Below are 25045 nucleotides of genomic sequence, written 5' to 3' on the forward strand. Positions count from 1 at the left end.
GCATGTCCATGAAATCCCCTGTCTCGGTGTGCTCACTCCATACAATCAGTTGTGACGCCAGTCACGTAGAGTCCCGCGACGCGGAACGGCCGAGTCAAATGTCTCGTCCTGGGTCGACGCCCGCACAGTCCCTGTTCGTGAACCCGGTTTCTGGGTACGCTCTCGGCATTGAGCGACTGCGCTCGTACCTTTTTCGACTGTGTGTGCAACCGGTCGTCGCTGATCCGAATCGAAGGTGAGTCTCTGATGACCCGTACTTTCCGTCCACGCCGATCCTGCTTGGCAGTGCCGGGTAGCAATCCGAAGATGCTGACCAAGGCGCAGGGCCTGGCGGTCGACGAGGTCTTCCTCGACCTCGAAGATTCCGTGGCACCATCGGCCAAGGTCACCGCCCGCGCCAACATCCTCACCGCTCTGCACGAGGGAGATTGGAGCGGCAAGGTCGTCGTCGTCCGGGTCAACGACGCCGAAACGCGCTGGGCATACGACGATGTCATCGAGATCGTCCGGGGGGCCGGCCACATCATCGACTGCATCATGCTTCCCAAGGTGGAGAAGCTCGCTCACATCCACTGGCTCGATGTCCTGCTCGGACAGCTCGAACGGGACCTGGACCTGCCCGAGGGTAAAATCGGTATCGAAGTACAGATCGAGGGCCCGTCGGGTCTGAGCGTCGTCGATGACATTGCCGCGTCGACTCCGAGAGTGGAGACTCTGATCTTCGGTCCCGGAGATTTCATGGCGGCGATGCAGATTCCGACGTTGGTGATCGGGGAGAACAGTTACGCCGGGCACAACCCCATTGATCCTGTCTTCATGACCCTCGCGGTCACCGCCCGCAAGTACGGCTTGCAGGTCATCGACGGGCCCTATGCCGTCATCGACGATCTCGAAGGCTTCAACAGAGCAGCGGTGCACGCCGCTGCATTCGGTTTCGACGGCAAGTGGGTGCTCCATCCCACCCAGGTCGAGGCCGCGAACTCGGTGTTCTCGCCCGCGCAGGACGCCTACGACAAAGCGGAGTCCATTCTCGCCGCCTACGACTACCACCGCTCCGCCGACGGCGGAGGACGGGGTGCTGCCATGCTCAACGGCGAAATGATCGACGAGGCCAGCCGCAAGCTCGCACTCGTCACCGCGGAAAAAGGACGACGAGCGGGTCTGACGCGAACAGCCGAACTCGCTCGGTGAGTACCGGCGACGGCGGCGGTCCGCTCACGCAGTTGGTTGTCGCCGCAGCCGAACTTCGCTTCGAGCACCTTCCCGACGTGTCGTTGCCGCAGCCAGCCGGAACATTCTCGACACCATCGGTGTCGCACTGGCGGGCGCGGACGACCCCGTGACCGAGATCGTGCGCAAAGCCCTGACCGTCGAGGACACCGGGTCCGGTCCGTCCCGGGTCTGGGGCACGACATCGACGAGCTCGGCAATCGATGCGGCAACGATCAACGGCACGGCCGCCCACGCCCTGGACTTCGACGACTGGGCACCCGGCTCGGGAATCCACCCCTCGGCTCCTATTCTGCCGGCAGTGCTGGCAGTAGCCGACGAGATCGGTAGCAGCGGCGCAGACGTGATCACCGCGTACGTCGCCGGCTACGAAGTCCAGGAACGACTCGGGTTGGCTGTCGGTCCGAGCCACTACGACCTCGGTTTCCACACCACGGGGACGATCGGAACCTTCGGCGCTGCCGCGGCGGTAGCGCACCTGTCCGGAGCCGACCCCCATCAGCTGTCGACCGCTCTGCGAGTGGCTGCGACCCAGGCCGCGGGACTGAAGGCAATGTTCGGGTCGATGGGCAAGCCGCTGCACGCGGGCCGCGCCGCTGCGGCCGGCATTCTGGCGGCGCGCCTGGCAATGAACGGTTTCGTGGCATCGAACGATTCCGTCCTCGGTGAACAGGGATTCGTCCCCACCCACGCCACCGGTCTCGATGAAACATGGCTGCACGCGGGGTTCGATAGGACGTGGCTCATTCGAGATACTCGAATAAAAAGCTACGCAGCATGTTTCGGTACACATGCCGCCATCGGCGCTGCGCTGCAATTGCGTGTCGATCCGCTGTTCGACGCCGCAACGATCGAGCGTATCGATCTCGACATCCCACGGATCTGCGTCGGAGTTTGCACCATCGCGGCCCCGACCACAGTGCTCGAAGCCAAGTTCAGCATCGCATTCGTGATCGCGGCGGCCCTCGTCCACGGCCCTCCCGGCGTGGAGCAGTTCACTGCAGCCTCCCTCACCGATGAAACAGTCCAGCGGCTAACGCACGTTGTGCAACTGCACCCCAACGACTGGATGGGCAAGACCCGAACCGATGCCCGGGTCACGTACACCGGGGGCCGCGCCGCATCGGCGACGTTCGACGCCGAACAGAGCTGGACGGACTTGTCCGCCGGCGAGCGCGCCGATCGAGTACGAAGCAAGTTCATTGCCCTCGCCGCGCCGATCATCACCCGTGAGCGGGCGAATCGACTCGCCGATCGGATCACGAACGATCTCCCGCGCTGTCCTGACGTCAGCATCGTCACCGACGATTTGGTTCCGCAGTCGAAGCTGCAGTAGCGGCTGCTTCCGCTCGCGCGGACAGATGCCAGCGCGGCGGCGCGCGGGATCGCCATGCAATCGAGGTGATGCGGTGTGGACACACCGCTGGATGAAACCCGGTGGGTGGTTCGCAGATGCGGTCGCCACCCACCGGGAGCTATGAGCAGCGAACGGTGTCGCCCGCGCTGGCAAGTTCGCTATCGAGGCTGAGCGAGATCGGTCACCGAGGGCCCGAGCCAAGGAACGTCCAGTCTCGCGGGGGACCGGGGACCTCGCTGATCCCGCCCAGGGCGGTGTCCACAAGGAGCACCCGAGGCGGACATAGATGCCCCGGCCCGCCGCTCACTCCGTGATGTGAAGTGAGTGGGGTGTCGGCAATCGTGAACGGCCCTGGCTGTCGATCAGCGCGGTGGCCGCGGCAAGATTCGGTCGCTGATGATCTTCTGCTGAATCTGGCTGGTGCCTTCGAAGATGGTGGTCAGCCGCGCATCTCGCCAGTGCCGTTCGATTGCATGCTCGCGGGTGTAACCGTTTCCGCCGTGTAGCTGCAACGCCTGTCCGGTGACGTCCACTGCCATTTCGGTCGCCAGCAGCTTCGTCATGGCAGCTTCCTTCTCACAGGGCACACCGTTGTCCATCAAGTTGGCAACGTACTGATAGAAACTTCGGGCCTGCGCCACCTTGGCGGCCATGTCCGCAACTGTGAAGCGAAGGGCTTGGAAGTTGCCCAGCGGCGATCCGAATTGGACGCGTGTCTGCAGGTACTCGATCGAGTCCTCGAGCGCCGCTCGGGCGAGGCCGACCGCACGTGCAGCTGTTTGTACCCGGGCTACGTTCAAGCCGTTCGAAACAGCTTTGAATCCCTGACCCTCGGCGCCGGAGAAGCCGAACGGTTCGACCAAGTCGTCAGCCGATGCGTGCACTTCGTCGAAGGTCAGGTTCCAACTGACGATGCCGTGGTAGCCGATCTTGTCGATCGGTTCACCCGATACGCCTTCAGGGAAACTGTTGCGCGCCTTCGCCAATGCGAATGTTCGGATAGGTCCCAGTTCGTCCGATTCATCCACGATGCGACACATGACGAGAATGAAATCGCCTTCGAACGCGTTGCCGCACCACCGTTTCTGACCGCTGATGCGATAGCCGTCGCCGGTACGGCGAGCAACGGTCTGAATAGAGCCCAAATCCGATCCGGAATCGGGTTCGGAAAAGGCTGCAGCACCGATCCAATCACCGCGTGCACTGCGTCGGGTGAGCTCGGCGCGGCGTTCTGGATCGTCGAACCGCGTGCCGAGTCCTTGGGCGCGGGCAATGATCGAAGCAACACTCATCCATGACCGCGATAGTTCTTCCGAGATGAGGGAGTATTCGAAGACTCCCAGCCCGAGGCCGCCGTATTCGGCGGGCACGGTGATCCCGAAGTAGCCCATCTCAGCGAGCCGGCCCATCAATTCGGCCGGAATCGCGTTTTCGGTCCGGTCGTACTTGTTCGCGGCAGGGAGCACCTCGGATCGACTGAATTCCCGGACCGAGGTCAACAGTTCGGCGCGCTCGGGAGTAACCCAGGGCGGCTGCAGGTGTGGTGGTTGCGCAGCGAGCACCACGTCTTGACTGGTGTTTCGGTTCTCCAACAGCAATTTCTGAACTTTCTTCGGTGGACGGAAACAAGAACGGAAATCAGGAAATCGAGGACGGCGTGGCAATGGGCTTGCTCGCGCGAGTCGTCCCCGTGTCGCGATCGAAAGCACCCGCGACGAATGCGGTCAGGTAGCGCAGCGCCTGTTGCGACTCAGGAATTGTGGATGCAAAGAACGGGAAGATGTGGATCATGCCCGGCCAGACGTCGAGATCGACGACGCCGCCCGCGTCCCGAATCTTACGTGCCAAGCGCAGCGAATCATCGAGCAGCACCTCGGCTGTTCCGCATTGGATCAGCACCGGCGGCAGTGCGTGCAGGTCCGCGTACAGCGGCGAAGCCAGGGGGTCGGTGGGATCACCGTGTTCGCCGAGGTAGCGAACAGCGTACGAATGACTTCCTTCCGGTGTGACGATCGGATCCGCATACGCTTTTTCGTGCACCGATTCCCCGGTATGTGCAAGGTCGGCGAGGGGAGAGATACACACGGCACCGGCAGGTAACGCGACCGCGGCGTCTCGCAGCGCCACCATCGTCGCCACCGTCATTCCGCCGCCGGCTGAATCTCCGGCCACCACGATCCGGTCGGCGGGTACGCCGGTGTCGAGGAGCCAACGGTAGGCAGTGACCGCGTCGTCGAGGGCAGCGGGAAACTGGTGTTCGGGGGCCAGCCGGTAGCCCACCGAGAGCACGGCTGAACCCGAGCCGTCCGAGATTCGAGCGCAAAAGTCTCGATATGCTGCGATCGATCCGATGGAGTAGCCGCCGCCGTGCAGGTAGAGCACGACCCGAGATCGATCACAACCGGGAGTTCGAACCCACTCGACATCGACGCCGTTCGCACTGTCGGGTACGAATTCCGCCGTGGGGGGGTTGTAGAAGGACGCCGCGAATTTTTCGAAATTGGCGCGCAGCTCGGGCACGGTGGTGGTGTCGGCGCGAAAAGGTGATCGCCGTAGACGTCCGACCAGTTCGGTGAATTCCGGACTCACCTCGTAGGCGGTCATTTGGCGGCTACCTGCGCGGACGCGGCAAGGGCCTCGGCGCGCAGGGCGTCACCGTGCTCGTCGAGCTGGGGTGCCCGGGCACCGACAGTTGCCTGAGTTCGACTGAATTTGATGGGTTGCCCGGCGACGATGGCCCGCTGGGTGGATCCGGGGTTTTCGATCTCGACGAGCATCTTTCGAGCCCATGCGTGGGGGTCGTCGAAGATGTCCCGGATGTCGTTGACAGGTCCGAATGGGACCGTTCCGCCCAACTTTTCGCGGAGCTCCGCCCGGGTCAGGTCGCGCGACCAGGTGTCGAGGATGTGTCGAATCTCGGTGCGGTGCTGGACACGGCAACCCTCGTCCCGGAACCGGGGGTCGGTGATCAGTTCCGGCATTTCCATGATGCGGCACAGCGCTTCCCACCGCAGCTGGGTGGTTGCTGCGATGGCGATCCAGCCGTCCTTGACTTCGAGCACATCGAACGGAGTGAGAATCGGGTGCGTGTTGCCGATCGGCTTGGGGACCTGGCCGGTGTAGGAGTACTGGTAGACCATGCGTTCGCAGAGGGAGAGCATCGCATCGAACATCGACACATCGATCTGTTGCCCCTCCCCGGTCTTCTGCACCTCCCACAGCGCAGCCAGAACACCGATCGTCAGCATCGTTCCGGGAAAGATGTCCCCGATGCCGGGGCCGATCTTGACCGGTTTTCCGTCTTCGGTTCCCGTGATACTGAGCGCCCCTGCCATCGCCTGGATGGTGATATCCATGGCGGGCCAATCGATGTACGGGCTCTCTCCCGACCATGCAGCGCCGAAACCTGTCAGCGAGCCGTACACCAGTTTGGGGTTGACCTGGCGTAGTTCGTCGTAGGAGATGTTGAGCCGCTCGACTACCCCGGGGCCGAAGTTCTCGACCACGACGTCGGCAGTGCGGACCAGTTCCAGTAGCTCCGCGTGCCCCTGCGGGGTCTTGAGATCGAGAACGATGCTGCGCTTTCCGCGGTTGATGCTCTGGAAGTACCCGCCGAGCGTTTGTTGACCGTCCGTACTGGGCGGGTACGGGCCCACTCTGCGCGTGACCTCTCCTCCCGGGGGCTCGACTTTGATGATGTCGGCTCCCAGGTCGGCAAGAATCATGGTGCCGTACGGTCCGGCGAGTGCAGCGGTCAAGTCGATGACGCGCACACCCGAGAGTGGGCCGGTCATAGCGTTCTCCTTCGTTGAGCTGACACTGCGCGGGTGGGTCGGACCTAGACCCTCGTCAGTTCAGGTGCAGCTCCGTGTTAGAGCGGCGGAATCGGACAGATTGTTCGGCTGCACGTACGCGTATGCCGCGTAGCGCGCAAAGTTTTGTACCTCACCCCAGTCAAGGCCTATGGTCCCCGTCACAAAAGGGTCCGTGGACGCGTCCGGATCGAGACATTCGTCGTGCTCGCCCTTCCTGCCGCTGCAGCCGTTGCCCTCCGGCGCGCCACTGAGCTCTCGCACCCTCGGGCGGGTCTGACTGCGCAAACGCCGAGCACGATCCCGGCGTCAGGTCGTTGTCGCGGTCTTCCAGCGGAGGGCGCGGCGCGTGATCGCGGCGGCGATGCGGTCGAATATCAACCTGACCGCGAGCAAGGTCGCGATGGCGGCGAAGGTGCCCGCGCTGTTGAACTGTCCAGCGTTGACCGACACCAGATAACCGAGGCCTCGGTTTCCTGCGAGGATTTCGGCCACCACCCCGACCAGCGCCTGCGGGGATGGAAATCTTCAACCCTGCCGCCACCCATACGAGCGCGGACGGCATTTTCACGTTCCAGGCGATGTCGCGTCGCGTGCCGCCGAGGATTTTCACGGCGTCGATGAGGGCGCGGTCCACTTCCTGCAACTGTCGAACGTGGAACGCCGTCACCGTCGGGGAGAACACCAACTATGTGGCATCTGTCGCCGCGCCGATGTTCGACCTGCATGGAAAGGGCGAGGCAACTATCGCGGTTTCGATGCCTCGCGAGCGGTAACGCGAAGCCGACACCGACAGCCTCGGAAAGCTTGTCGTCGAGCGGCTCGACGAGCGAGCTGCAGTCGCAGCCGTTCGCGCTACCGAAGGCTACCTCTCCGGACGGGTTCCAGGGCATCGGCCACAGCTCTGCGATTCCTGCCTGGCGACGCCGTGAGCTGAACACCTCACGACGCGTTCGTTATTCAGGACACCTGCACTAGACCTTCCCGTATCGCCCACAGCGCAGCTTGGATTCGCGACGCCAACCCGAGTTTGGAAATGATGTGGCTGACATGGGTTCGAGCGGTTCGCTCACTGATGAACAACGTGTCGGCGATCTCCTGGTTCGAGCTCCCCCTCGCCACCAGTACCAGTACCTCTCGCTCGCGCGGGGACAGGACAACGCCGTGGCCGACGCGCATCGAACGCGCCAGCACGCGTGCAACGGCGGGATCCAAGTGAACTTGGTCGCGCTGTGCGGAACGGATTGCCGTTGAAATCTCGGACGGATCCGAATTCTTCAGCAGATATCCGGTCGCACCCGCTTGCAAGGCGGCGTGCACGCGCTCTGTTTCGGAAAAGCTCGACAGAACCACGATCTTGAGATCCGGAAGGTCGCCGTGCAGCGCGGTGATCGCTCCGACCCCGTCGAGTTCGGGCATCGTCAGGTCCATCAAAACGACGTCGGGCAGGGTGTGGGCCGTGGCACGAGCACGGAGCTCGGCGACTGCCTGCTTGCCGTTCTCGGCTTCACCGATGACCGTGACGTCCTTCTGCGTTTCCAGGAAGGCGCGCAGACCATGTCGGACGAGGGCGTGATCGTCGACGATGAAGACGGTGGTCTCGTTCATTCTTGTTGCCCTTGCTCGGTGGTGATGGCGTTGCCGTTGAGTCTCGCGAAGGGGACAGTGGCACATACGGTGGTGCCGTGTTCGGGATCGTCCACGGGTCTGGACCGAATCGAGAGATGGCCGCCGTGCGCTTTGAGGCGTTCGCTCATCGACACCAGTCCGAAGGACTGGTGATCACCCTTGCTTTCGGTTATGCCGACGCCGTTGTCGATGACCGACACACTGACACCGGCCTCGCCTTCCTGTCGCACGATCTGAACCATTGCCCGGGTCGCATGCGCATGCTTGACGACGTTGTGAATGGCCTCCCCGACCACCATGAACAGATCTTCCTCCAGCGCTTCGCCGAACTCGTAGAACTCGTCGTCGCTGACGATGGACAGTTCGATTCCCTCGCGTGCAGCGATGGCTGCGAGGTGTTTACGAATCGAGGGAATCAAGCCTTCCTCTCCAAGCGAAGCCGGGCGCCGGTGCATGATCAATGCGCGCATCTCCGCCTGGGCACCGCATACCAACTCGTGGAGTTGCCTGAGTTGCTCGACGAGGTCGAGGTCGTCACCCGACTCGACACCCAGTTCGAGTGCCTTGGTCCGAAGTGACAACGAGAACAGCGCTTGGGTGACAGAGTCGTGCATGTCTCTGGCCAACTTTCTGCGTTCCTCCCGGGCGGCCTGAATCTCCAGTCGCGCGAACATACGCGCGTTCATCACTGCGATTGCGGCCTGATCGGCCATCGCAGCGATGAAGCGGATATCATCTCGTCCTGGATCGTGACCCTCGGCGACGTACCCGCCGACAGCACCGATCACCTTCTCTCTCACGATCAACGGGACCACGACGTAGGTATCCCAATTGGCGGCCCGAGCGATGTGCTGAACAGGCTCCCACCGAGGATCGGTCAAGATCTGCTCGCGCCACTTCTGAGCAACCACCACTCGGCGTTCGTTGATAGCCGTCATGGTGACCATAGGCGCACCGAGGAGTCGACACGCCTCGATACGGTCGGCGTAGTCGTCAGGGAGACCGGCCTTACCGACGTGGTTCAACGCGCCCGTGACTTCATCGACCAAGACGACCGCGCACGTAGCCATGCCAACTGTCTCGCGTACTTCGGCGGCGAGTTTGTCCAAAACGACGTCGAGGCGGTTCTCGCACGCCACTGCTGCCGCGGTCCGCGTGAAGGCAGCGAGCTTACGCCGTTCCCGGACAGCGGGGTCGGCGAGCCAGAACCGCAGCGCCCAGCACGTCGATCCCGCGTCGGTCTGCATCCTGCGCATCTCGAACTCGACTTCGGAGGTGCCGATCCATTCGGAGCCTTCGCGGGTACCACTACCGCAGGTGCGGTCGTCATTGGCGACGAAAATCGAGGGTTGCCCGGTGAGTTCGGTTTTGTCACGGCCGAGGATCGAGCACCCGGCGGGGTTCACCGTCAGATACCGACCCTCGTCGTCCAAGACGGCCAATCCCTCGCCACTGAGCGTGACGAGCATGCGGGTAGATGACACCTCGTCCTCGATGGTCCACCTGACGGTCATGTCATCTGCGTTCGTCGGGGGCGCCCAGTAGGGCGAGTTGGCGGGCGAGGCTGGTCAACCCGCGGGCAAAGTCGACTCGATCCTCGTCGAGCATCCACCTGTACGCCAAACCCCGTAAGGCATTGACTGCCAGTTCGGTGATCTCCGCCGGATCGACGCCATTCCGGAGACGGCCGGTTCGCAACCCGCGGGCGACCTGCTGCGTGAGGCTTTCGATGTAGTCGGCATGCAGATCGGCGACAAAGCCGTGAAGTTCGGGAATGGGTTTGAGACCTTCGAAGAGCAACGCGTAGAAACCTCGAATTGACTGGGTCGAGTTTGCGGCGTCCTTTCCTATCTCCTCGACAACGGCCAACAAGGCGTCGATACCGGTGCTGTGGGCGAGAGTTTGCGGCAGTTGCCCGTGACCGAAGCGTTCGCTGAGTCGCGTGATGAGAGCTTCGACCAGAGCCGACTTGCTGCCGAACCGTCGACTGACCATGCCGTGGCTGTATCCGGCGCGCTTGCCGATCTCTGCCAGTGTCGTCCGGTCGTAGCCCACTTCCGCGATGAGCTCGGCGGTAGCCTGCAATAGACGGCGGGTGGACAGATTTGAGCGTTCCGTCTGCTTGTTCTCAGTGCGATCGAGACCGGTCACCCGACACCTTCCCACAAGTTGGTAGTTACCCATCAACCTTAGCCTGTCGCTGCCGGTGGAACGCTTCCGTCGATCCCCGCCCGGCCGTCAAGGACCGACCGCCGGATCGACGGCGAGGCTGAGCAACCGATCGGTCAACGTCGAGTGACCACCGGCCTGGATGCCGAGATTCGGCAGATCAGGAGCTGATGGGTGCGCCGGACGGCACTTCACGCAGGGCGATGGACTGATCTGCGATGCGTCGCGGATCGACGCGGACGCCGCCGGCGATCCAGCGCTTGCCGGCCATGAACTCGGGCGCAGAATCGACCGTCTCGACGGCGCGCACGGTGTCGTCGTCGGCGAGATGAAACACCGCGAAGCGATCGTCGGCGGGGTTGCCGCGGACCACCGACGTCGTCGCGTCCACCAAGAGGCCGGCGATTTTGATCTTGGCATCGAACTGGTCCGACCAAAACCACGGCACCTCCGGTTTGGGCGCATCGAGCCCGAGGATGGCCGCGACCGCCTGGCCGGCCTGCTCCGTCGCGCTGGGGATGCTCTCCAGCCGGAACCGGCCGGAGTAGGGAGGAACCGGCCGGCTCGTGACATCGCCGATCGCATACACCGCCGGCGCGGACGTACGGGCGTCGGCGTCGACTACCACCCCCGTGCTGTCACAGTTGATGCCGGCGGCGCGGGCCAACCCGTCACAGGGGAGAACCCCGACCCCCACAAGCGCACCGTCGCAGTCGATTACCGTGCCGTCGGCCAGACGCAGAGCGCGCACCGCCCCTTCCTCTCCGGGAAGGAACTCCTGCAGGTCTGCGCTGGTCAACAGTCGGGTGCCGCGGTCGCGGTGGTATCCCGACAACCACCTCGACAGGGCCGGGCTTGCTACTCGACCCAACGCACGGTCGGCGCGTTCGACGACGGTGATGTCCACCCCGTGCTTGAGGCCCGCGGCGGCCACCTCGAGACCGACGTACCCGGCGCCGACGATAGCGACTTTGGTACCGGGGCCGGCGCCAAGCAAATCTCGCAGTGCCAGGGAGTCTTCATAGTTGTGCAGGCTGGTCACACCGCGGAGGGAGGAACCGGCAATGGTCAGATCTCGTGGACGTGCCCCGGTGGCCAGGATCAGCGACGAGTATTCGAGGGTCGTTCCGTCATCGAGTCGCACCACCTTGCGGTCAGGATCGATCATCGAAACCTGCTGTCCGCGAATGAGGTCGATGCCCTCGCTGCGGTAGAACTCGGACGGTCTCAGCGGATCCAGTGCGCCGTCAGGGCCGGACAGATAGGACTTCGACAACGGGGGACGGTGGTAGGGCAGGTGTTCGCTGTCCCCGACGATGGTGACCGGGTCGTCGAATCCGCGTTGGCGAAGCAGTGCTGCGGCGGTGATGCCGGCGTGGCCGGCGCCGATGATGACGGCGCCGACCACGGAGGTTTCCGTACTCATCGGTTAGGCCTTCGTGATGCTGACCGGAAGGGACTTCAGGCCGGACAGGAAGTTGGCTGCCACATACTTGGGTTCTCCGACAACCTCAACCTTGCGGATGCGAGGAAGCAGTTCCTCGAACAGGATCCGCATCTCCAGCTTGGCCACGTGCTGGCCGATGCACATGTGCGGACCGTGACCGAAGGCGATGTGCTTGTTCGGGCGCCGAGTGATGTCGAACTGATCCGGGTTGTCGAAGACTTCCTCGTCCCGGTTCGCCGAAGGGTACAGGAGCATGACGTGGTCGCCGCGGTGGAGCTGGCGGCCACGGAACTCGTGGTCCTGGGTGACGACACGCTGGAAGTGCTTGACCGGCGAGATGTACCGGACGGCTTCCTCCACCAGCGAGGGAATCAGTGACAGATCACCACGGACCTTCTCGAGCTGATTGGGGTTGTCGGCGAGTGCCTTGATCGCACCGGACACGGTCGACGAGGTGGTGTCGTGACCGGCCGTGGCGATCGCCACGTAGTAACCGTTGATGAACGAGGGCGAGAGGTACTCCCCGTCGACCTTGGCGTTGGCGATGATCGACGCGAGGTCATCGGTAGGATTCTTTCGGCGTTCGGCGGCCAGATCGTTGAAGTACGTGGAGAAGTCGTCGATCGCGGCCTTCCACATACGGGCCATCGCATCCGGTTCCGGAACCATCTCGGCCCGCTGGGTCTCCGGGTCGGCAGGTCCGAACATTTCCTGTGTCAGGGTGAGCATCCGGGGCTCGTCCTCCGGCGGCACCCCGAACAGGCTCATGATGACCCGCAGTGGGTAGTAGACGGCGAAGTCCTTCACGAAATCGCACTCGCCGTCGAACGAGAGCAGCCGGTCGACCGCATCCTTGGCCAACTTGCGGATCTCGTCTTCGCGCTTGCGCACACTCGCGGGCATGAACCAGGCACTCGTGACGTTCTTGATCTTGGTGTGCTCGGGTGCGTCCATGTAGGCCAGCGTGTCCAGGGTGCGGCTCCCACCGCTGTTGACCATCTTCAGAAAGCCGGCGCTCGCACTGTCGTTGATGTTCGGCTCGTCCATGCCACTGGCGAATACCGCGGGATTCTTCTCGATCTCCAGGATGTCGGCGTGCTTGGTGGCAAGCCAGATCGGGTCGTATCCCTCGACGTGCGCGACCCCGAACGGGTTGTTCGCACGAAGCCAAGCAAACGCCGGGTACGTGACGGCCTGCTCGTCGGTGTAGGACTCCGGCAGGATAGCGGCCTTCGCGATGTTCTCGGGAACGCGGTAGTCCTGCTCGGTCAGGTGTGCAGTCATGGTGTTCAATACCTCCTCCGGTCGATGTGATCGACCGGATCGATGTGCAGAAAGAGCTGAACTGGAGTGAGTCGACGTTGTTCGTGACGGTTTCGGGTTAGACGGCGACAGCGTCGGCAGTGGCCACGTCGATGGACTTGCCGAGAATCAGATCCGCCCCACGCTCACCGATCATGATCGCCGGGGCGTTGGTGTTGCCCGAGACGATTCTCGGCATGATCGATGCGTCTACGACGCGCAAACCCTCGATGCCGTGGACCTTCAGATCCGGGTCCACGACACCCTCTCCCGGAACACCGATCCGGCAGGTGCTGGTGGGGTGGTACATGTGCTGAGTGTCGGCGCGGACCCATGCGGCGAGTTCGGCCTTGCCGACACTCCGGCCGGGATTGACCCGTTCGCCGAACGTCGCAGACAGTTCCGGTCGACCCGCGATTTCCTCGGCCAGACCGATGGCGCGGATGACCGCGTCCACCTCGGACTGCTGCGAGAGCAGATTACTGACGATGCGCGGTGGGGCCGTCGGATCGGACGAGCGCAACCGCACCGAACCCGACGAGGACGGGCCGTTGTAGGACAGCCCGATCGTGACACCGCCGACCGTCGGTCGGCGAAAACCGTGGTCCCAGAAGAAGCCGGGAACGAACACCATCTGGAAGTCCGCGGCGGGCAGGGACGAGTCGGATCGCCACAGCACCGCGGCCTCGGCGGCGTTCGACGTCAGCTTGCCCGTACCCTCCGCGAGCCACTGCTCCATGTACGCCGGCTGGGCGAGGTCACTGATCGTGTCGGTGCTGTCGGTGTCCCAGTGCAACAACGTCAGCGGATGATCCTGCAAGTTACCGCCCACGTGCGGAGAGTCGAGAACGGTGTCGATGCCGATCTCCCGCAGATGATCAGCCGGGCCGATTCCCGAGAGCATGAGAATCTTCGGGGAGTTGTAGGCGCCGGCACTGAGAATGACCTCACGATCGGCGACCGCCGTGTGCAGAAAACCGTCCTCGATGTACTCCACGCCCACCGCCCGGTTCCCGTCGAGAACGATCCGTCGCACGAGAGCTCCGGTGACCACCTCGACATTGGGCCGCTCCATCGCCGGCCGCAGGAATGCATCCGCCGCTGAGCAGCGCCGACCTTGGTGTGCGGTGACCTGGAACAGTCCGGTGCCGTCCTGTTGTGCGCCGTTGAAGTCGTCATTTCGGGCGATGCCGCTGGAAGCGGCAGCATCGATGAATGACTCGGCATGGGGAGAAAGCCAGCGATCGCGCGTCACATGCAGGCCGCCGTCGTGCCCGTGGAATTCGTCGCGGATGTCGGCATTGTTCTCGGACCGCTTGAAGTACGGCAACACCTCGTCGTATGACCAACCGGTGGCGCCGAAGTCGTCGACCCAGCGGTCATAGTCGGTGCGAGCACCGCGCATGTAAATGAGGGCGTTCATCGACGAGCAGCCGCCAAGCATCTTCCCGCGTGGCAGGAACAGGCGCCGACCATACAGTCCCGGCTCGGGCTCAGAGTTGTAATTCCAGTCGTTGGGACCTTGGAACATCCCGGCGAACAGGGCAGGAATCTTGACCAGGGGGTCATCGTCGGAGCCGCCGGCCTCGAGGACGAGGACGCGTGCTCCGTCGGCGCTGAGCCGGTCGGCGAGGACGGAGCCGGCAGAACCTGCTCCGACGATCAGATAGTCACACTGCTTCACTACAGGTCTCCATCGGACTTGAAGGGTCCCGGTTGCACGAAAGGTCGTAAGCCGTTCCAGCAGAGGGGATCTCAAAGGAAGGGGCATCGGTTTCCCGTGCCATGGTTAGTAATCTATGTCACATCGAATGGGGCGGGTAGATGCAAGATCGCATCACGTGATTCCGTATCGGAATCACTGGTCATGACGACGCGAAAGTCCTGCTCCAGATGCTGAGAGTCAAGCGAGCAGGTTCGCGCCGGGGATATCGGTGACCCGCTCCCGGGTCACGCGCACCGCGGTCGCGACGAAGTCGCAGACCTCATCGCGGTAGTCGCCACGCGCGGTGGCCACCGCCGCGATCGATCGGGGCCCATCACGCAGAGGGACCGTGCTCAACGACGACGGGTCCAGTCCAAGACGCCAGGCGCTGCCGACGAGTGGAGTGACAGTGCGGGGGCTGCATGCAACGGCGAGACCCATCTCGGAAAGAGTTCGGACAGACTGCTCTGTGGATGGTCGCCCGTGGCGCTCGTTGACCAGAAGCCAGAAATCGGTCCACAGAACCGGAGCATCGGCCATGTCCAGCATCGGTTCCTCGACGATGTCGGCGATCTCGAGGCGGTCCTTATCCGCGAGTCTGTGGTCCTCCCGGCAGCACAGCATGATCGGCTCGTCGAACAGGGAGGTCAGTGCGACGTCCGGGGTGGGGCATGGCGGGCGCACCAGGGCGACGTCCACCAGCCCATCGGAGATGGCGGTGAACTGATTGGGGAAGTTGAGTTCGCGCAGTGTCAGTTTCACATCCGGTCGGTCGACCCGATATTGGAGGATGATCTCCTTGGTCAACTCCGCCGCCGCCACAGCCCCGGCGATGAGACCAATTATCAACTCGCGTCCGGGTTCGCCCGCCTTGCGCACGATCTCGATGGTGCGGCCCATGCGCTCGAGTATTTCCTTGGCCTGCGTAAGAAGGACCTCGCCCGCCACGGTAAGTCCGATTCCTTGCGGGGACCGGATCAGCAGTTCGGTACCGAGTTGGCGCTCGAGCTTGCGCAGCGACTTAGATACTGCGGGCTGGGCTATCAGCAGTCGGCGGGCCCCGCCGTGGATGCTTCCCTCCTCGGCGACCGCGACGAACATCTCCAGTTGCTGCACATCCACCTGAGCGACTCCTTTTGCTGCGAACCCGAGCGTGAGAGGCCGCAAGCCTGCCCCGTCAGTGTGATCGCCGCCACTGCTGGTGACAAGGGAGGTGCTCGAAGACGAGACATTTGTCGCTTGGGGAGACGCAGCGCACGGGCGACTCGGGCGCCATCTACGGCATCCGAGTCGCCCAGCTGCATCGTTGGCTACGGTGCGTTGTACATCGACTTGACCAGCTGGAAGCCAGCCAGGCCCTCCGGGCCCATCTCCCGGCCCATACCGCTTGCCTTGATCCCGCCGAAGGGCGAGACCGGGTCGTTGACGTAGGAGTTGATGCCGATACTCCCGGTGCGCACACGGTTGGCTACCGACAGCGCCCGCTCCGGGTCTTCACTCCACACCGAACCACCCAGTCCGAACTCGCTGTCGTTGGCCATCGCCACGGCCTGGTCGACGTCGTCGTAGGGAATCAGCGCCAGAACCGGTCCGAAGATCTCCTCCTGAGCGATGGTGTGGCGGTTGTCGACATCGGCGAACACCGTCGGCGAGATGAAGTAACCGTGATCGTGGTCCGCCGGCCGACCGCCACCAGCGGTGACGCGCGCGCCCTCAGCGGTGCCTTTGGCGATGTACGACTCGATGCGCTCTCGCTGACGCGCGGACACGACCGGGCCGATCTGAGTGGCCGGATCGAGCGGATCACCGACGGTCAGGCTCGCCGCGAAGTCGGAAATTGTGTCAACGAGTTCACCGTATCGAGCACGGGGCGCGAGGATCCGGGTGCTGAGGAAGCAGGTTTGTCCGTTGTTGAACAGGGTGGCAGGGAAGAATTGTTCGAGCCGGCTGCCCAGATCGGCGTCGTCGAGGACGATTGCCGCCGACTTGCCGCCGAGTTCGAGGGTGACCGGCCGAAGGAGGCGTCCACAGGTCTCGGCGATGCTCCGGCCGGCTGCGGTGGAGCCGGTGAACGCGACCTTGTCGATGCCCGGATGGGCCACGAGATAGGCGCCTACAGCCGCCCCCGCCGGGACCACGTTCAGGACGCCGGCTGGAAGGCCGGCTTCCATGGCGGCCTCGATCATGACGTACGAATCGAGGACAGTCTCGGGCGAGGGCTTCATCACCACGGTGCAACCCGCCGCAAGGGCAGGCGCAATCTTGGTGAAGGCGAGAGCTTGAGGGAAGTTCCACGGAACGATCGCGGCGACGACACCGACCGGTTCCCGGCGCACGACGGTCGTACCCCCGAACATCGCCGGGCGGCGCTCATCGGTCGACTCTTTGACCAAACCGGCGTAGTACCGCAGCAGCAGCGCGGGGAAGACGGCTTCCATGCTCTGTGAGGTCTGAATCGGCATCCCGTTTTGCCGACTGACCGCCTCAGCGGTGCGGGCTCCGCGCTTGTCGAGTGCGTCGGCGAAGCGTTCGAGGATCTCGGCACGGCGGTGAGGCTCGTACTGCGACCAACCCGTCGGATCGTCGAATGCCGCCCGACCGGCATCGACTGCGCGATCAATGTCTGCGTCGGTGCCTTCAGGAACCGAACCAATGACCTCTTCAGTGGTGGGGGAGATGACGGTATATGTTGACGGACTTGACGGGGTTGTCCAGTCGCCGCCGATGTAGAGGGTGTCGAAGTTGGTCGTCACTGTGTTCTCCTGAGGTGTGGTCAACGATCAGCCCTGCTGCGGAGGGACGCTGACGGTCAGACCGTCGAGTTCGGCATCCATCGCGATCTGGCACGACAGACGTGAATTGGGCTGTACGCCTTCCAGGAACTCCAGGAGCTCGAGTTCCTCCGGGGCGGCGGGCTCGAGCTTGTCGAACCACCCACCTTCCACGTAGACGTGGCACGTCGCGCACGAACAACCTCCGCCGCACTCCGCCACAATCCCGTTGACGTTGTTCATGGTGGCCACCGACATCACGGTGCTACCCGTGTCCGCGTGGATGCACGATTCTTCGCCGTTGTTGAGGAATTTGATGTGGGGCATAGCTACTCCGTTGGGCTTCGGGAAACGATGGAACATTTGCGCCGACCGTGGCATTGCCCCGCCGCGCATTGCTTCTAGTTCGTAACGTAGGTCACACGCCGGAGCGTCGGTAGGCAGCAAACCGCCATCACGCGATGCCCAACAAGCATCCCTCGTCCGGTTAGTACGTCGACGGTGTCTCGCAGTGGCTCGGGATACTCGAGAGATCGGCGGACCGATCAGTACCGGACCCGAAATGTCGCTGCCGCCGGATCGCGGAATTCGTATCAGTGCACAGCATCGTTCTTCACGCCATAGCGGATCACCCACCGCTGAACCGACATCCGCGCCGACGCGGAGCCGGTGCCGATCACGAAGTGCCCCGGCCGCGATAACCCCAACCACAACTGGCGGCGCTGGTGCTCGTCGGCGAAACTGCGCAGCAACGCAGAATACGACAGCCACTGCTCGAGCAGCCGCACCGCATGCCGGGGCAGGGTGACGCTTTCCGTGGCGGTGCGGCGTTTGAGGTAAGACAGCAGGATCGTGGCGTCACCGGCCCAATCGATGTCGTCGACCTGCAAATCGTCAATGCCGTCCGGAACGATCCCGGAATACGCGCCGAACAGCAGCCGATAGGCGATCAGCGCGTCGTTGGTCGGGAACATCTCGGCGCTGGCCTGGCAGAAGCCGCCGCGTTGCTGGACCGCGCCTTGGGTGCAACCCGCCTCGACGCCAAAATCCCTGCTGGACACCGGCCCCAGCCTGGCCAACAGCCAGCGCAGGTTCTCCGGCGTCCACCCGCACTCACGAGGATGCTGCCCACGCTCGGCCGCCGCCAAGGCCTGCCGGTGCGCAGCATATGACTCGTCGACGATCGTGCGGCACGTCTGGACCAGCCGATCCCACTCCGCCTCCGAGTAGGGCGGCAACTGGGGTTGGTTGCCCTGCGAATTGAACGCGCGTCCCGCCGCGAAGTCGGCGACATCGGTCGCCAGATCGCCGGTGATGAAATGGAAGGCCTGCAGCATCCGGCGAGTACAGCCTTCCCGGAGACCGCTGGAACCGATCCAGTACTCGGCCAACCGGGCGGGCCGCAGATCGCGTGCTTTCCCGGTGAACCCGGTTGCGGCGAGTGTGCGGGTCATGTCCCGAATCGACTGCACATAGTGGCCCACCGACCCGGCGGCGTCCAGCGTCCCGTGCGGATGGATCAACTCCACCAGACCCACCAGCAGGTCTCGCGCCAGCCGCGGGTTGGGCAGGCCGTTCAGATCGAACTGTGTAGTGACTCCGTCGCTGAACACGCAGTCAATCGCCAACGGATCCTCGATGATATTGGCGGGCATCACATTACCCCGCCGTCGGTGTCCTCATCGAACTCCGCGTCCGCCTCCCGATCGGTCTCGGCCTCGCTGAGCAGACCGTCGCTGATGCCGGCGTGGTCGTAGGCGTCGCGGTAGATTCGGGTCGTGTCCAGACGACACAGGTACTTTTCCGTCGTCAACACCGAGGAGTGGCCCAGGAGGTCCCGCAGCACCAGCATCGGGTCCGCTTTGGACAGATAGAGGGTCAGCGCCGCGTCGGTGTCGGTGTCCTTGACGAGCTTGGCGGCCTGCCGGTAATGGCCGGTGACCAGATACTCCAAGGTGTGCATGGCCATCGAATGGCGCAGCCGGTGCGGGTGGACGTGTGGGAACCGTGGCTCGAAGCGGGACCGGATCCGGTTCGAGGTGCGCTCGAACACCGATGGCCACGCGGTGAACGGGCCGCCACCGGTTTTCACCGCCAGTAGACATGAGCCGCCGCCCGGTGCGACGAGGCGGCGCCGCTCGTGTGGGGTCAGGGTCTCCCAGCGGCGGCGGATCCCGTTGAGCCGCCCGCCCCGCGCGTCCGGTTCCGTGACCAGTAGTGGCTCACCCCAGCGTTGGGGCGGACGCCAGTACGAGCCGTCTGCGGTCGCCGCGCGGTCGAGTTCGACGTAGTGGTGCACGGCGGCGAGCGCCTCGTAGGAGATCCATGTGATGCGGAACTTGCTGCCCTTGGCGATCCCCGACGGCACCGGGAACGGGATCGGCGACGGTGAGCGATGAGCCGGCAGCGCCGGAATCTCATAGAACAGTAGGAACCTGAACTCCTGCAACCTGAGCCCGGTGGACAGGGCCAGCTCGCCGATCGCGGCGTTGCGCGCCAACTCCCGACCCCGAAACGCGGCATCCGGCTGGCCGTCTGGGTCGAGACCCCGCAGCGCGTTGAGGAATACCGCAGTGAAACTCGGCTCGAGGTACTTGATCGTCACATGGGGTTTCGGGGTGCGGCGCACCGCCAGGTTCACCCGCACCTGCCCCCCCGCCGGTGAACAACGACCGCCCCAGCCGGTAGGTGAACGGCTCGGCCTGCGCGTGGCCCTCCTCCAGCGCCCACCGGTAGAACAGCGATAACACACTCACGTGCCGGCCCCACGTGGTCGCCGCGAATCGTCTGGCCGTCGGACCGGTCGCGCGGTACTCGGCATACTTGCCCAACGAGTGCTTCAACCGCTCACGAGTATCGAACAGGCCCACGCCGTGATCGGCGAGGAACTCCATCCAGGCCTTGACCACCCCGGCATAGCTGGCCCACGAACTCGGTGCCGGGCAGCCGGTGGCCGGAAGGCTGCGCAGCCACCGATTCACCACCACCGTCGGCCGCGGCGCACCCGGCCCGTCCTCGAACTGCAGATCGTCATCGATCAACACCGGCATCCGTTCCGGAATCACCGGCCGATGCTCAACATCCCACGAGTCGAAGCCCTGCGAGGAGAAGAAGCTCAAGATCATAAGCGGGGACCATAGAAACACCACACAGCCCACCGCAACACGGAAACGCCACGTGAGCGCAGCTACCAAACGGGAATCGCAACACGACAACTAAGCGAAAAGAAGTTCCTGGCTGGGATGAGGAGCCGCTGACGCCGGGGAAGGTGTCGGCGGCTTTCCTTTGATTACGGATACGGTTCCGTCACAGGGAATCCCGGGTAATCGACTCCGGATCGAGGTCTCCTCGCTGCCCTTTGAAGCTGGGATGCCGAAGCCCGCCCGAATTGCTGGACCCGTGGTACGCGACGTCCACGACGATCACCGGTTCGACCCAGCGCACGATCCCGTGCTCCTCCGCGGCTGCGGCATCGGTGCCGAGTGGGCTGGTGCGGCGTTCGAGGGTGGCCAGCTTCTCCTTCAGCTGGCGGCGCACCGCCTGAGAAAATCCAGTCCCAACGTGGCCCAGGTAGCGAAGAATGCCCTGGTCATCGTAGGCGCCGAGGACGAGAGAACCGACCATATTGCGCTGCGCACCGCCTCCGGGAATCCAGCCGATCACCAGGGCCGAGCTTCTGGTGCGCAGAAGTACTTTTCGCCATGACCGGGCGCGCTTGCCGGGCTGGTACGTCGAGGACACTTTTTTAAAAAGTGCACCTTCCATCGACGCATTTTGAGCGGCCTCCAGAATGACAGCGCTGTCCACGCCCACCCAGTGCGGGAGGACCTGTACGGGCAGGCCGGCGCCGTGCAACGCGTGGCCGAGGTCGGTGAGAGCGGCGCGGCGCTCCAGGTACGGGGCCGCCATCAGATTTCCACCGTCGAGCCGGAGAACGTCGAACGGAAGGTATGTCACCGGCACCTGCCGCCGCACGGCGGTCGACGGGCGCAGGGTCGTCATCCGCTTCTGCAACCGCGCGAACGACGGACGACCCTGGACAAGGGCCACGACCTCGCCGTCGAGCACGATGCGGCCGCGACCGCCGAACACGTCGGTCAACGCCTCGGCCACCTCCGGGTACGAGGAGGTGACCACGTTGAGGTTGCGGGTCCACAACACCGGTGGCTCATCGCCGCCGACCGCAACCAAGAGGCGGCAGCCGTCGTACTTCATTTCGGCGGCCCAGGCACCGTCCATATGCTCCGGTGGTTCACCCGGGGTGGCCAACATCGGCGCGATCAGCCGCATGGGCCGATTGTGCGCCCATTTGCGCAGCTCGGGCGACCTTTACGGTTCCGGTATGCGGAAGACCAGCCGATTCGTCAAGCGTATGTTCACGCTGCTCACGTGACGCTGAACCACCAGTACGCGATCTGTGCCAGACCGTTGGCGATCGCATAGAAGGCGGGCTGCGCCCACTCGGGAATGCCCCAAACACTCAGGTCGTCCATGGCGTCCTCCACACGTTGAAGTTGGCCCCGACAACTACGTATCGCACGCGGTTACGGGGGGATCGGAATCACGTCATCACCTCCGGGGTTAGTTGAATGGAAGCGACTGCCACCACCGCACTGCGTTCCCTAGTGCCACGATGGCAGCCGTGATCTCAGGGAAAGCGTAGAAAAATCCCAGGTCCAACATGGCGAACTCCTTGGTCGGAAACGGGCTCAGTTGAATGGAAGCGCACCTCCTGCGCTGTGTATCGACCGCCGGAGGCGGATCGGTACAGCTACTTAATGAGTGGGCCCCATAGGTGCAGGCCGAGTGATGGCGGGTTCACCCGCAGATCGCAAAGAGAAACAGGCCGCCACACACGTGCCAATCCGCGGAACACCGCAGATCAGGACCGTGATCAGATCATCGGTCTGGGCAGTGGGTGGCGACCTGTTGCTCGTCGCGGTTGTCAGAGTAGATCGTCCCTGTGACAGAGACGATTAGGACTTCGCCGGGACGAGAAACTTCACCGCGACGCTGAACGCATATTTTCCTGGGGAGTCGATGATTGACTCGATGCGAGCGTGATCATCTTCGATGTCGAGAATGCTGAAGACCGACACACCTTCCGGGTGAAGCATTACGCGATCGCCAACATTCACGAGCCAATTCCTCAGTGCCTAAACCACCGAAAATGCAGGTCAACGGTGGTGAAGAGTATATGCCCCGGTCGGCTTCCCTCCGATCCGGGGCGCTGTCCACAGTACCTCGAGTCGAACGCGTGTGCGAATAGAATGGGGTGGTGAAGTTCGTCGAGGAGGCTCCGGTTCGATGCCCCAACAACCATCTGTTGGTCGGCGGAAATTGCCTTGTCGGCTGGGAGGTCTGCGGCTGTGATGCCGCCGTAGCAACCGACATGAGCGGGCATCGTTCTCACTACTGCCGGACTTGCGGGCAGACAGTGCGAACCCCGCCCTGTGATGGGGCGCAACCACAAGCGGACCGCTGGTTCACTCCTCCCAAATCCGTCTGACTGCGATTCGTGGCCGCGTGATCGCCTGTCGGGGGCGATCCGTAGACTCGGGTCGTTCTGGAGCATCCCCCCAATTTTGCTTCTGAACATCCCCCCTGTGCCCCGGCGTCACCCCCCCGATGTCGGGGCACAACCATGCGCACAGGCGGACGAGAAGATCGAGGAATGACGGAGCCGAGGCCAGGTCGGATCCCCGTGGGCGATCCCATCGCGCTTCGCTTCGACCCTGAGACCAAACGCAGGCTTGAGGACATGGCCGAGGGAATCGGGCCGCGCCGTTTCGGGGCGCTTATCCGTGTTGCATGCCGGCGACTTGTCACCCAGCCCAAGGCTGTCGGCACCGGCCTCGCCGAACAGAGGCGACTCTCGGAAGCGTTGCGGGCGATCCCGCTGGTCATGCTCAAGATAAAGCTGGAACCGGATACCGCGCAGAAGTTCTCGGCGCTGGCCGCCGAGTACGACACCACGGTCAGCGCACTCATGCGGATCGCGCTGCACCGATTCCTCGAAACCCCCGGTCGCTACAAGCACCCGATGCTCCGCGAGGCCGAGCGCACCGGACTGTCCGACTGGGTCGACGTCATGGTCAACCCTTCCAGCAAGCAGCAAATCTGGAGACTCGCCGGCCGATACGGGGACAAGCTAAACACCGCACTGCTCCGAGTCGCCCTACGGCGCCTACTCGACGAGCCCGGTGACCTCACCACGGACCTGGAGACCATCGCCCCACTGCGAGACCTCAGACCTGAAATCTATCCCGCCAGGGCGAATGTGCACTTCGACCCCTCGCTACGCGACAGACTCGACGCGCTGGCAGCACGGGTCGGCTCCGATCGCGCCGAGTTGATGCGCCTGGCCGCGCGGCGCGTGCTCGACGAGCCCGGATTGATCGAGCTGGCCGTGAACCGCGAGATCTTCCGCAGCGAGAAGAACCGGAAGCACCTCATGGCCCGGCACGCTCGCCGCCAGGCGCGACGCCACACCCTGCACGACTGATTAAACGGCCAGCAAGCCGCTGGCCAATTCAACGGAGCGAGTTCCGTTCCCGATGTACCCGCCTCCGGCGGTTACCAGGCCACCTGCGGTGTCCTCCGAGAGGATGCTCCTGTAGGGTCTCGCTGCCAATGACATTTCGAGACGCCGTGAACTGCGCGTTCATTTCGGGTCTCACGGTATGGCCACCGCGATCCGTCTCAACCTGATGGCATTTCTTCAGCGGACACTTTGCTCCCTGCCCCGTTTGAGGCCCCGAAAGCAAAATCATCACCGGACGGGGCTATCGGGTTTGTGCTGGTCAGCGAGTTCCGATCAAGGACCGGTTTCCGGGACGTGCCGGTGCGGGTTCGGCTATCGGACATGCAGACGGTGATCGGGCAGGCCTAGCTTCGGGCGATGTTCCTCCATCTGCCATCTTCCGTTAAGAAGCACGCCGGGAGTCGGCAGTGCCCCCGGTGGACTAGCGGGATGCTGGGCTGATTTCATACCCAGGGGATGCGCCTGTCCCACCAGGGGAGGGATGCGGGGGCCTCGACTTCAACAGTTGCGTCGCGATATCTCTTGTCGAGTCGGGTAACTGCGACTCGAAGACGGTGAGCGCGTCGGCCGTCGCGTCGCATAAGGCGTTCGAGACCGTCCCGCGGTCCGTCGCCGAGAAGCCGACTGTCACACGCGGGACATCCGGTGAGTTCGCCTGTGATGGTCACTCTGTTGTCGCGTGCCGGTCGCGGTCTCGGTCCGTAGCGAACCCTACGTTCAACCCATTCCACACGCTGACGCCATTGTGCGAGGTAAAGGATTGCTGCGCCGTCTTGCCGCGCTCGACGCGGTCTGTGTGGGTTCACCGGCGGAAAAGGGGCGTGGCCCTTTCGTCATGAAGTGTCATGTTGTGCGTCATGACGGAGACGCGACCGGTGAGGGGACTTTGGGTGCTTTGAGTACTCTACGTGGTTGTTTGCGTGTTGCGACGAGGGCAGACCTACTTTTCGTCGGTTCCCGATCCTCTACAGAGACGAGTCATTGGGGACTGCCCCCACCCTGGTTGACACTCGGGGTGTGCAGTTTCAGGCCGCGTGTGCGGTCTGATGGAGCGTCTCATATTCGACGGGTGTCAGTCG

At 63.6% G+C, this 25045-nt stretch carries 21 protein-coding genes; 4 read left to right on the top strand and 17 right to left on the bottom strand.

The window, feature by feature from the left end; genetic code table 11:
* The first annotated feature begins 246 nt into the window (after nucleotides 1-246).
* From ACFVJ3_RS42850 to ACFVJ3_RS42860, 3 genes are read left to right on the top strand one after another with little or no spacing between them, the layout of a single operon-like run.
* The gene (locus tag ACFVJ3_RS42850; RefSeq protein WP_378457845.1) at nucleotides 247-1191 is read left to right on the top strand and encodes an HpcH/HpaI aldolase/citrate lyase family protein; all 945 of its coding nucleotides are present in this window, start codon (nucleotides 247-249) and stop codon (nucleotides 1189-1191) included.
* Entirely contained in the window at nucleotides 1188-1343 is a 156-nt protein-coding gene (locus ACFVJ3_RS42855; RefSeq protein ID WP_378457846.1) for a hypothetical protein, read from the top strand. The genes ACFVJ3_RS42850 and ACFVJ3_RS42855 overlap by 4 nt, the downstream gene beginning before the upstream one ends.
* The gene (locus ACFVJ3_RS42860) at nucleotides 1307-2566 is read left to right on the top strand and encodes an MmgE/PrpD family protein (protein WP_378457863.1); all 1260 of its coding nucleotides are present in this window, start codon (nucleotides 1307-1309) and stop codon (nucleotides 2564-2566) included. The genes ACFVJ3_RS42855 and ACFVJ3_RS42860 overlap by 37 nt, the downstream gene beginning before the upstream one ends.
* Before the next feature lie 383 nt (nucleotides 2567-2949).
* Here ACFVJ3_RS42860 and ACFVJ3_RS42865 read toward each other — a convergent pair whose 3' ends face one another.
* The 17 genes from ACFVJ3_RS42865 to ACFVJ3_RS42945 form a co-directional block, all read right to left on the bottom strand.
* Nucleotides 2950-4152: an acyl-CoA dehydrogenase family protein gene (locus ACFVJ3_RS42865; protein WP_378457864.1), complete on the bottom strand. Its 1203-nt coding sequence runs from the start codon at nucleotides 4150-4152 to the stop codon at nucleotides 2950-2952.
* 73 nt (nucleotides 4153-4225) lie between these two features.
* Nucleotides 4226-5191: an alpha/beta hydrolase gene (locus ACFVJ3_RS42870; protein ID WP_378457847.1), complete on the bottom strand. Its 966-nt coding sequence runs from the start codon at nucleotides 5189-5191 to the stop codon at nucleotides 4226-4228.
* Complete coding sequence (locus tag ACFVJ3_RS42875) at nucleotides 5188-6381, bottom strand: CaiB/BaiF CoA transferase family protein (RefSeq protein WP_378457848.1); 1194 nt, start codon at nucleotides 6379-6381, stop codon at nucleotides 5188-5190. Before ACFVJ3_RS42875 ends, ACFVJ3_RS42870 begins: the two co-directional genes overlap by 4 nt.
* Before the next feature lie 327 nt (nucleotides 6382-6708).
* Nucleotides 6709-6894, bottom strand: a complete 186-nt coding sequence (locus tag ACFVJ3_RS42880; RefSeq protein ID WP_378457849.1) for a hypothetical protein — start codon at nucleotides 6892-6894, stop codon at nucleotides 6709-6711.
* A gap of 465 nt (nucleotides 6895-7359) precedes the next feature.
* Nucleotides 7360-8007, bottom strand: a complete 648-nt coding sequence (locus tag ACFVJ3_RS42885; protein ID WP_378457850.1) for a response regulator — start codon at nucleotides 8005-8007, stop codon at nucleotides 7360-7362.
* The gene (locus tag ACFVJ3_RS42890) at nucleotides 8004-9542 is read right to left on the bottom strand and encodes a GAF domain-containing protein (RefSeq protein ID WP_378457851.1); all 1539 of its coding nucleotides are present in this window, start codon (nucleotides 9540-9542) and stop codon (nucleotides 8004-8006) included. The genes ACFVJ3_RS42885 and ACFVJ3_RS42890 overlap by 4 nt, the downstream gene beginning before the upstream one ends.
* A 1-nt stretch (nucleotide 9543) precedes the next feature.
* Nucleotides 9544-10179, bottom strand: coding sequence for a TetR/AcrR family transcriptional regulator (locus tag ACFVJ3_RS42895; protein ID WP_378457852.1), 636 nt, complete (start codon nucleotides 10177-10179; stop codon nucleotides 9544-9546).
* A 178-nt stretch (nucleotides 10180-10357) separates the two neighbouring features.
* Nucleotides 10358-11623, bottom strand: a complete 1266-nt coding sequence (locus tag ACFVJ3_RS42900; RefSeq protein ID WP_378457853.1) for an NAD(P)/FAD-dependent oxidoreductase — start codon at nucleotides 11621-11623, stop codon at nucleotides 10358-10360.
* A gap of 3 nt (nucleotides 11624-11626) precedes the next feature.
* Nucleotides 11627-12928: a cytochrome P450 gene (locus ACFVJ3_RS42905; protein WP_378457854.1), complete on the bottom strand. Its 1302-nt coding sequence runs from the start codon at nucleotides 12926-12928 to the stop codon at nucleotides 11627-11629.
* Between the two features lie 97 nt (nucleotides 12929-13025).
* Nucleotides 13026-14630, bottom strand: a complete 1605-nt coding sequence (locus tag ACFVJ3_RS42910) for a GMC family oxidoreductase (RefSeq protein WP_378457855.1) — start codon at nucleotides 14628-14630, stop codon at nucleotides 13026-13028.
* Between the two features lie 219 nt (nucleotides 14631-14849).
* The gene (locus ACFVJ3_RS42915) at nucleotides 14850-15773 is read right to left on the bottom strand and encodes a LysR family transcriptional regulator (protein WP_378457856.1); all 924 of its coding nucleotides are present in this window, start codon (nucleotides 15771-15773) and stop codon (nucleotides 14850-14852) included.
* A gap of 188 nt (nucleotides 15774-15961) precedes the next feature.
* Entirely contained in the window at nucleotides 15962-17404 is a 1443-nt protein-coding gene (locus ACFVJ3_RS42920) for an aldehyde dehydrogenase (protein ID WP_378457857.1), read from the bottom strand.
* A 27-nt stretch (nucleotides 17405-17431) separates the two neighbouring features.
* Entirely contained in the window at nucleotides 17432-17749 is a 318-nt protein-coding gene (locus tag ACFVJ3_RS42925; RefSeq protein WP_378457858.1) for a 2Fe-2S iron-sulfur cluster-binding protein, read from the bottom strand.
* 266 nt (nucleotides 17750-18015) lie between these two features.
* Nucleotides 18016-18960 (bottom strand): hypothetical protein, encoded by a 945-nt coding sequence (locus ACFVJ3_RS42930; RefSeq protein WP_378457859.1) that lies wholly within the window; start codon nucleotides 18958-18960, stop codon nucleotides 18016-18018.
* Between the two features lie 116 nt (nucleotides 18961-19076).
* Complete coding sequence (locus ACFVJ3_RS42935; protein WP_378457860.1) at nucleotides 19077-20069, bottom strand: hypothetical protein; 993 nt, start codon at nucleotides 20067-20069, stop codon at nucleotides 19077-19079.
* Nucleotides 20070-20728: 659 nt separating this feature from the next.
* A complete protein-coding gene (locus ACFVJ3_RS42940; protein ID WP_378457861.1) occupies nucleotides 20729-21712 on the bottom strand; it encodes an ATP-dependent DNA ligase in 984 nt (327 codons plus the stop codon).
* A 686-nt stretch (nucleotides 21713-22398) separates the two neighbouring features.
* Nucleotides 22399-22560, bottom strand: coding sequence for a hypothetical protein (locus ACFVJ3_RS42945; RefSeq protein ID WP_196775347.1), 162 nt, complete (start codon nucleotides 22558-22560; stop codon nucleotides 22399-22401).
* Nucleotides 22561-23096: 536 nt separating this feature from the next.
* On the opposite strand from ACFVJ3_RS42945, the gene ACFVJ3_RS42950 reads away from it, so the two are divergent.
* Nucleotides 23097-23927, top strand: coding sequence for a CopG family transcriptional regulator (locus ACFVJ3_RS42950; protein WP_378457862.1), 831 nt, complete (start codon nucleotides 23097-23099; stop codon nucleotides 23925-23927).
* The last annotated feature ends 1118 nt before the right edge of the window (nucleotides 23928-25045 follow it).

This window comes from Rhodococcus sp. NPDC127593, from assembly GCF_042671975.1.
Lineage (GTDB): Bacteria > Actinomycetota > Actinomycetes > Mycobacteriales > Mycobacteriaceae > Rhodococcus_F.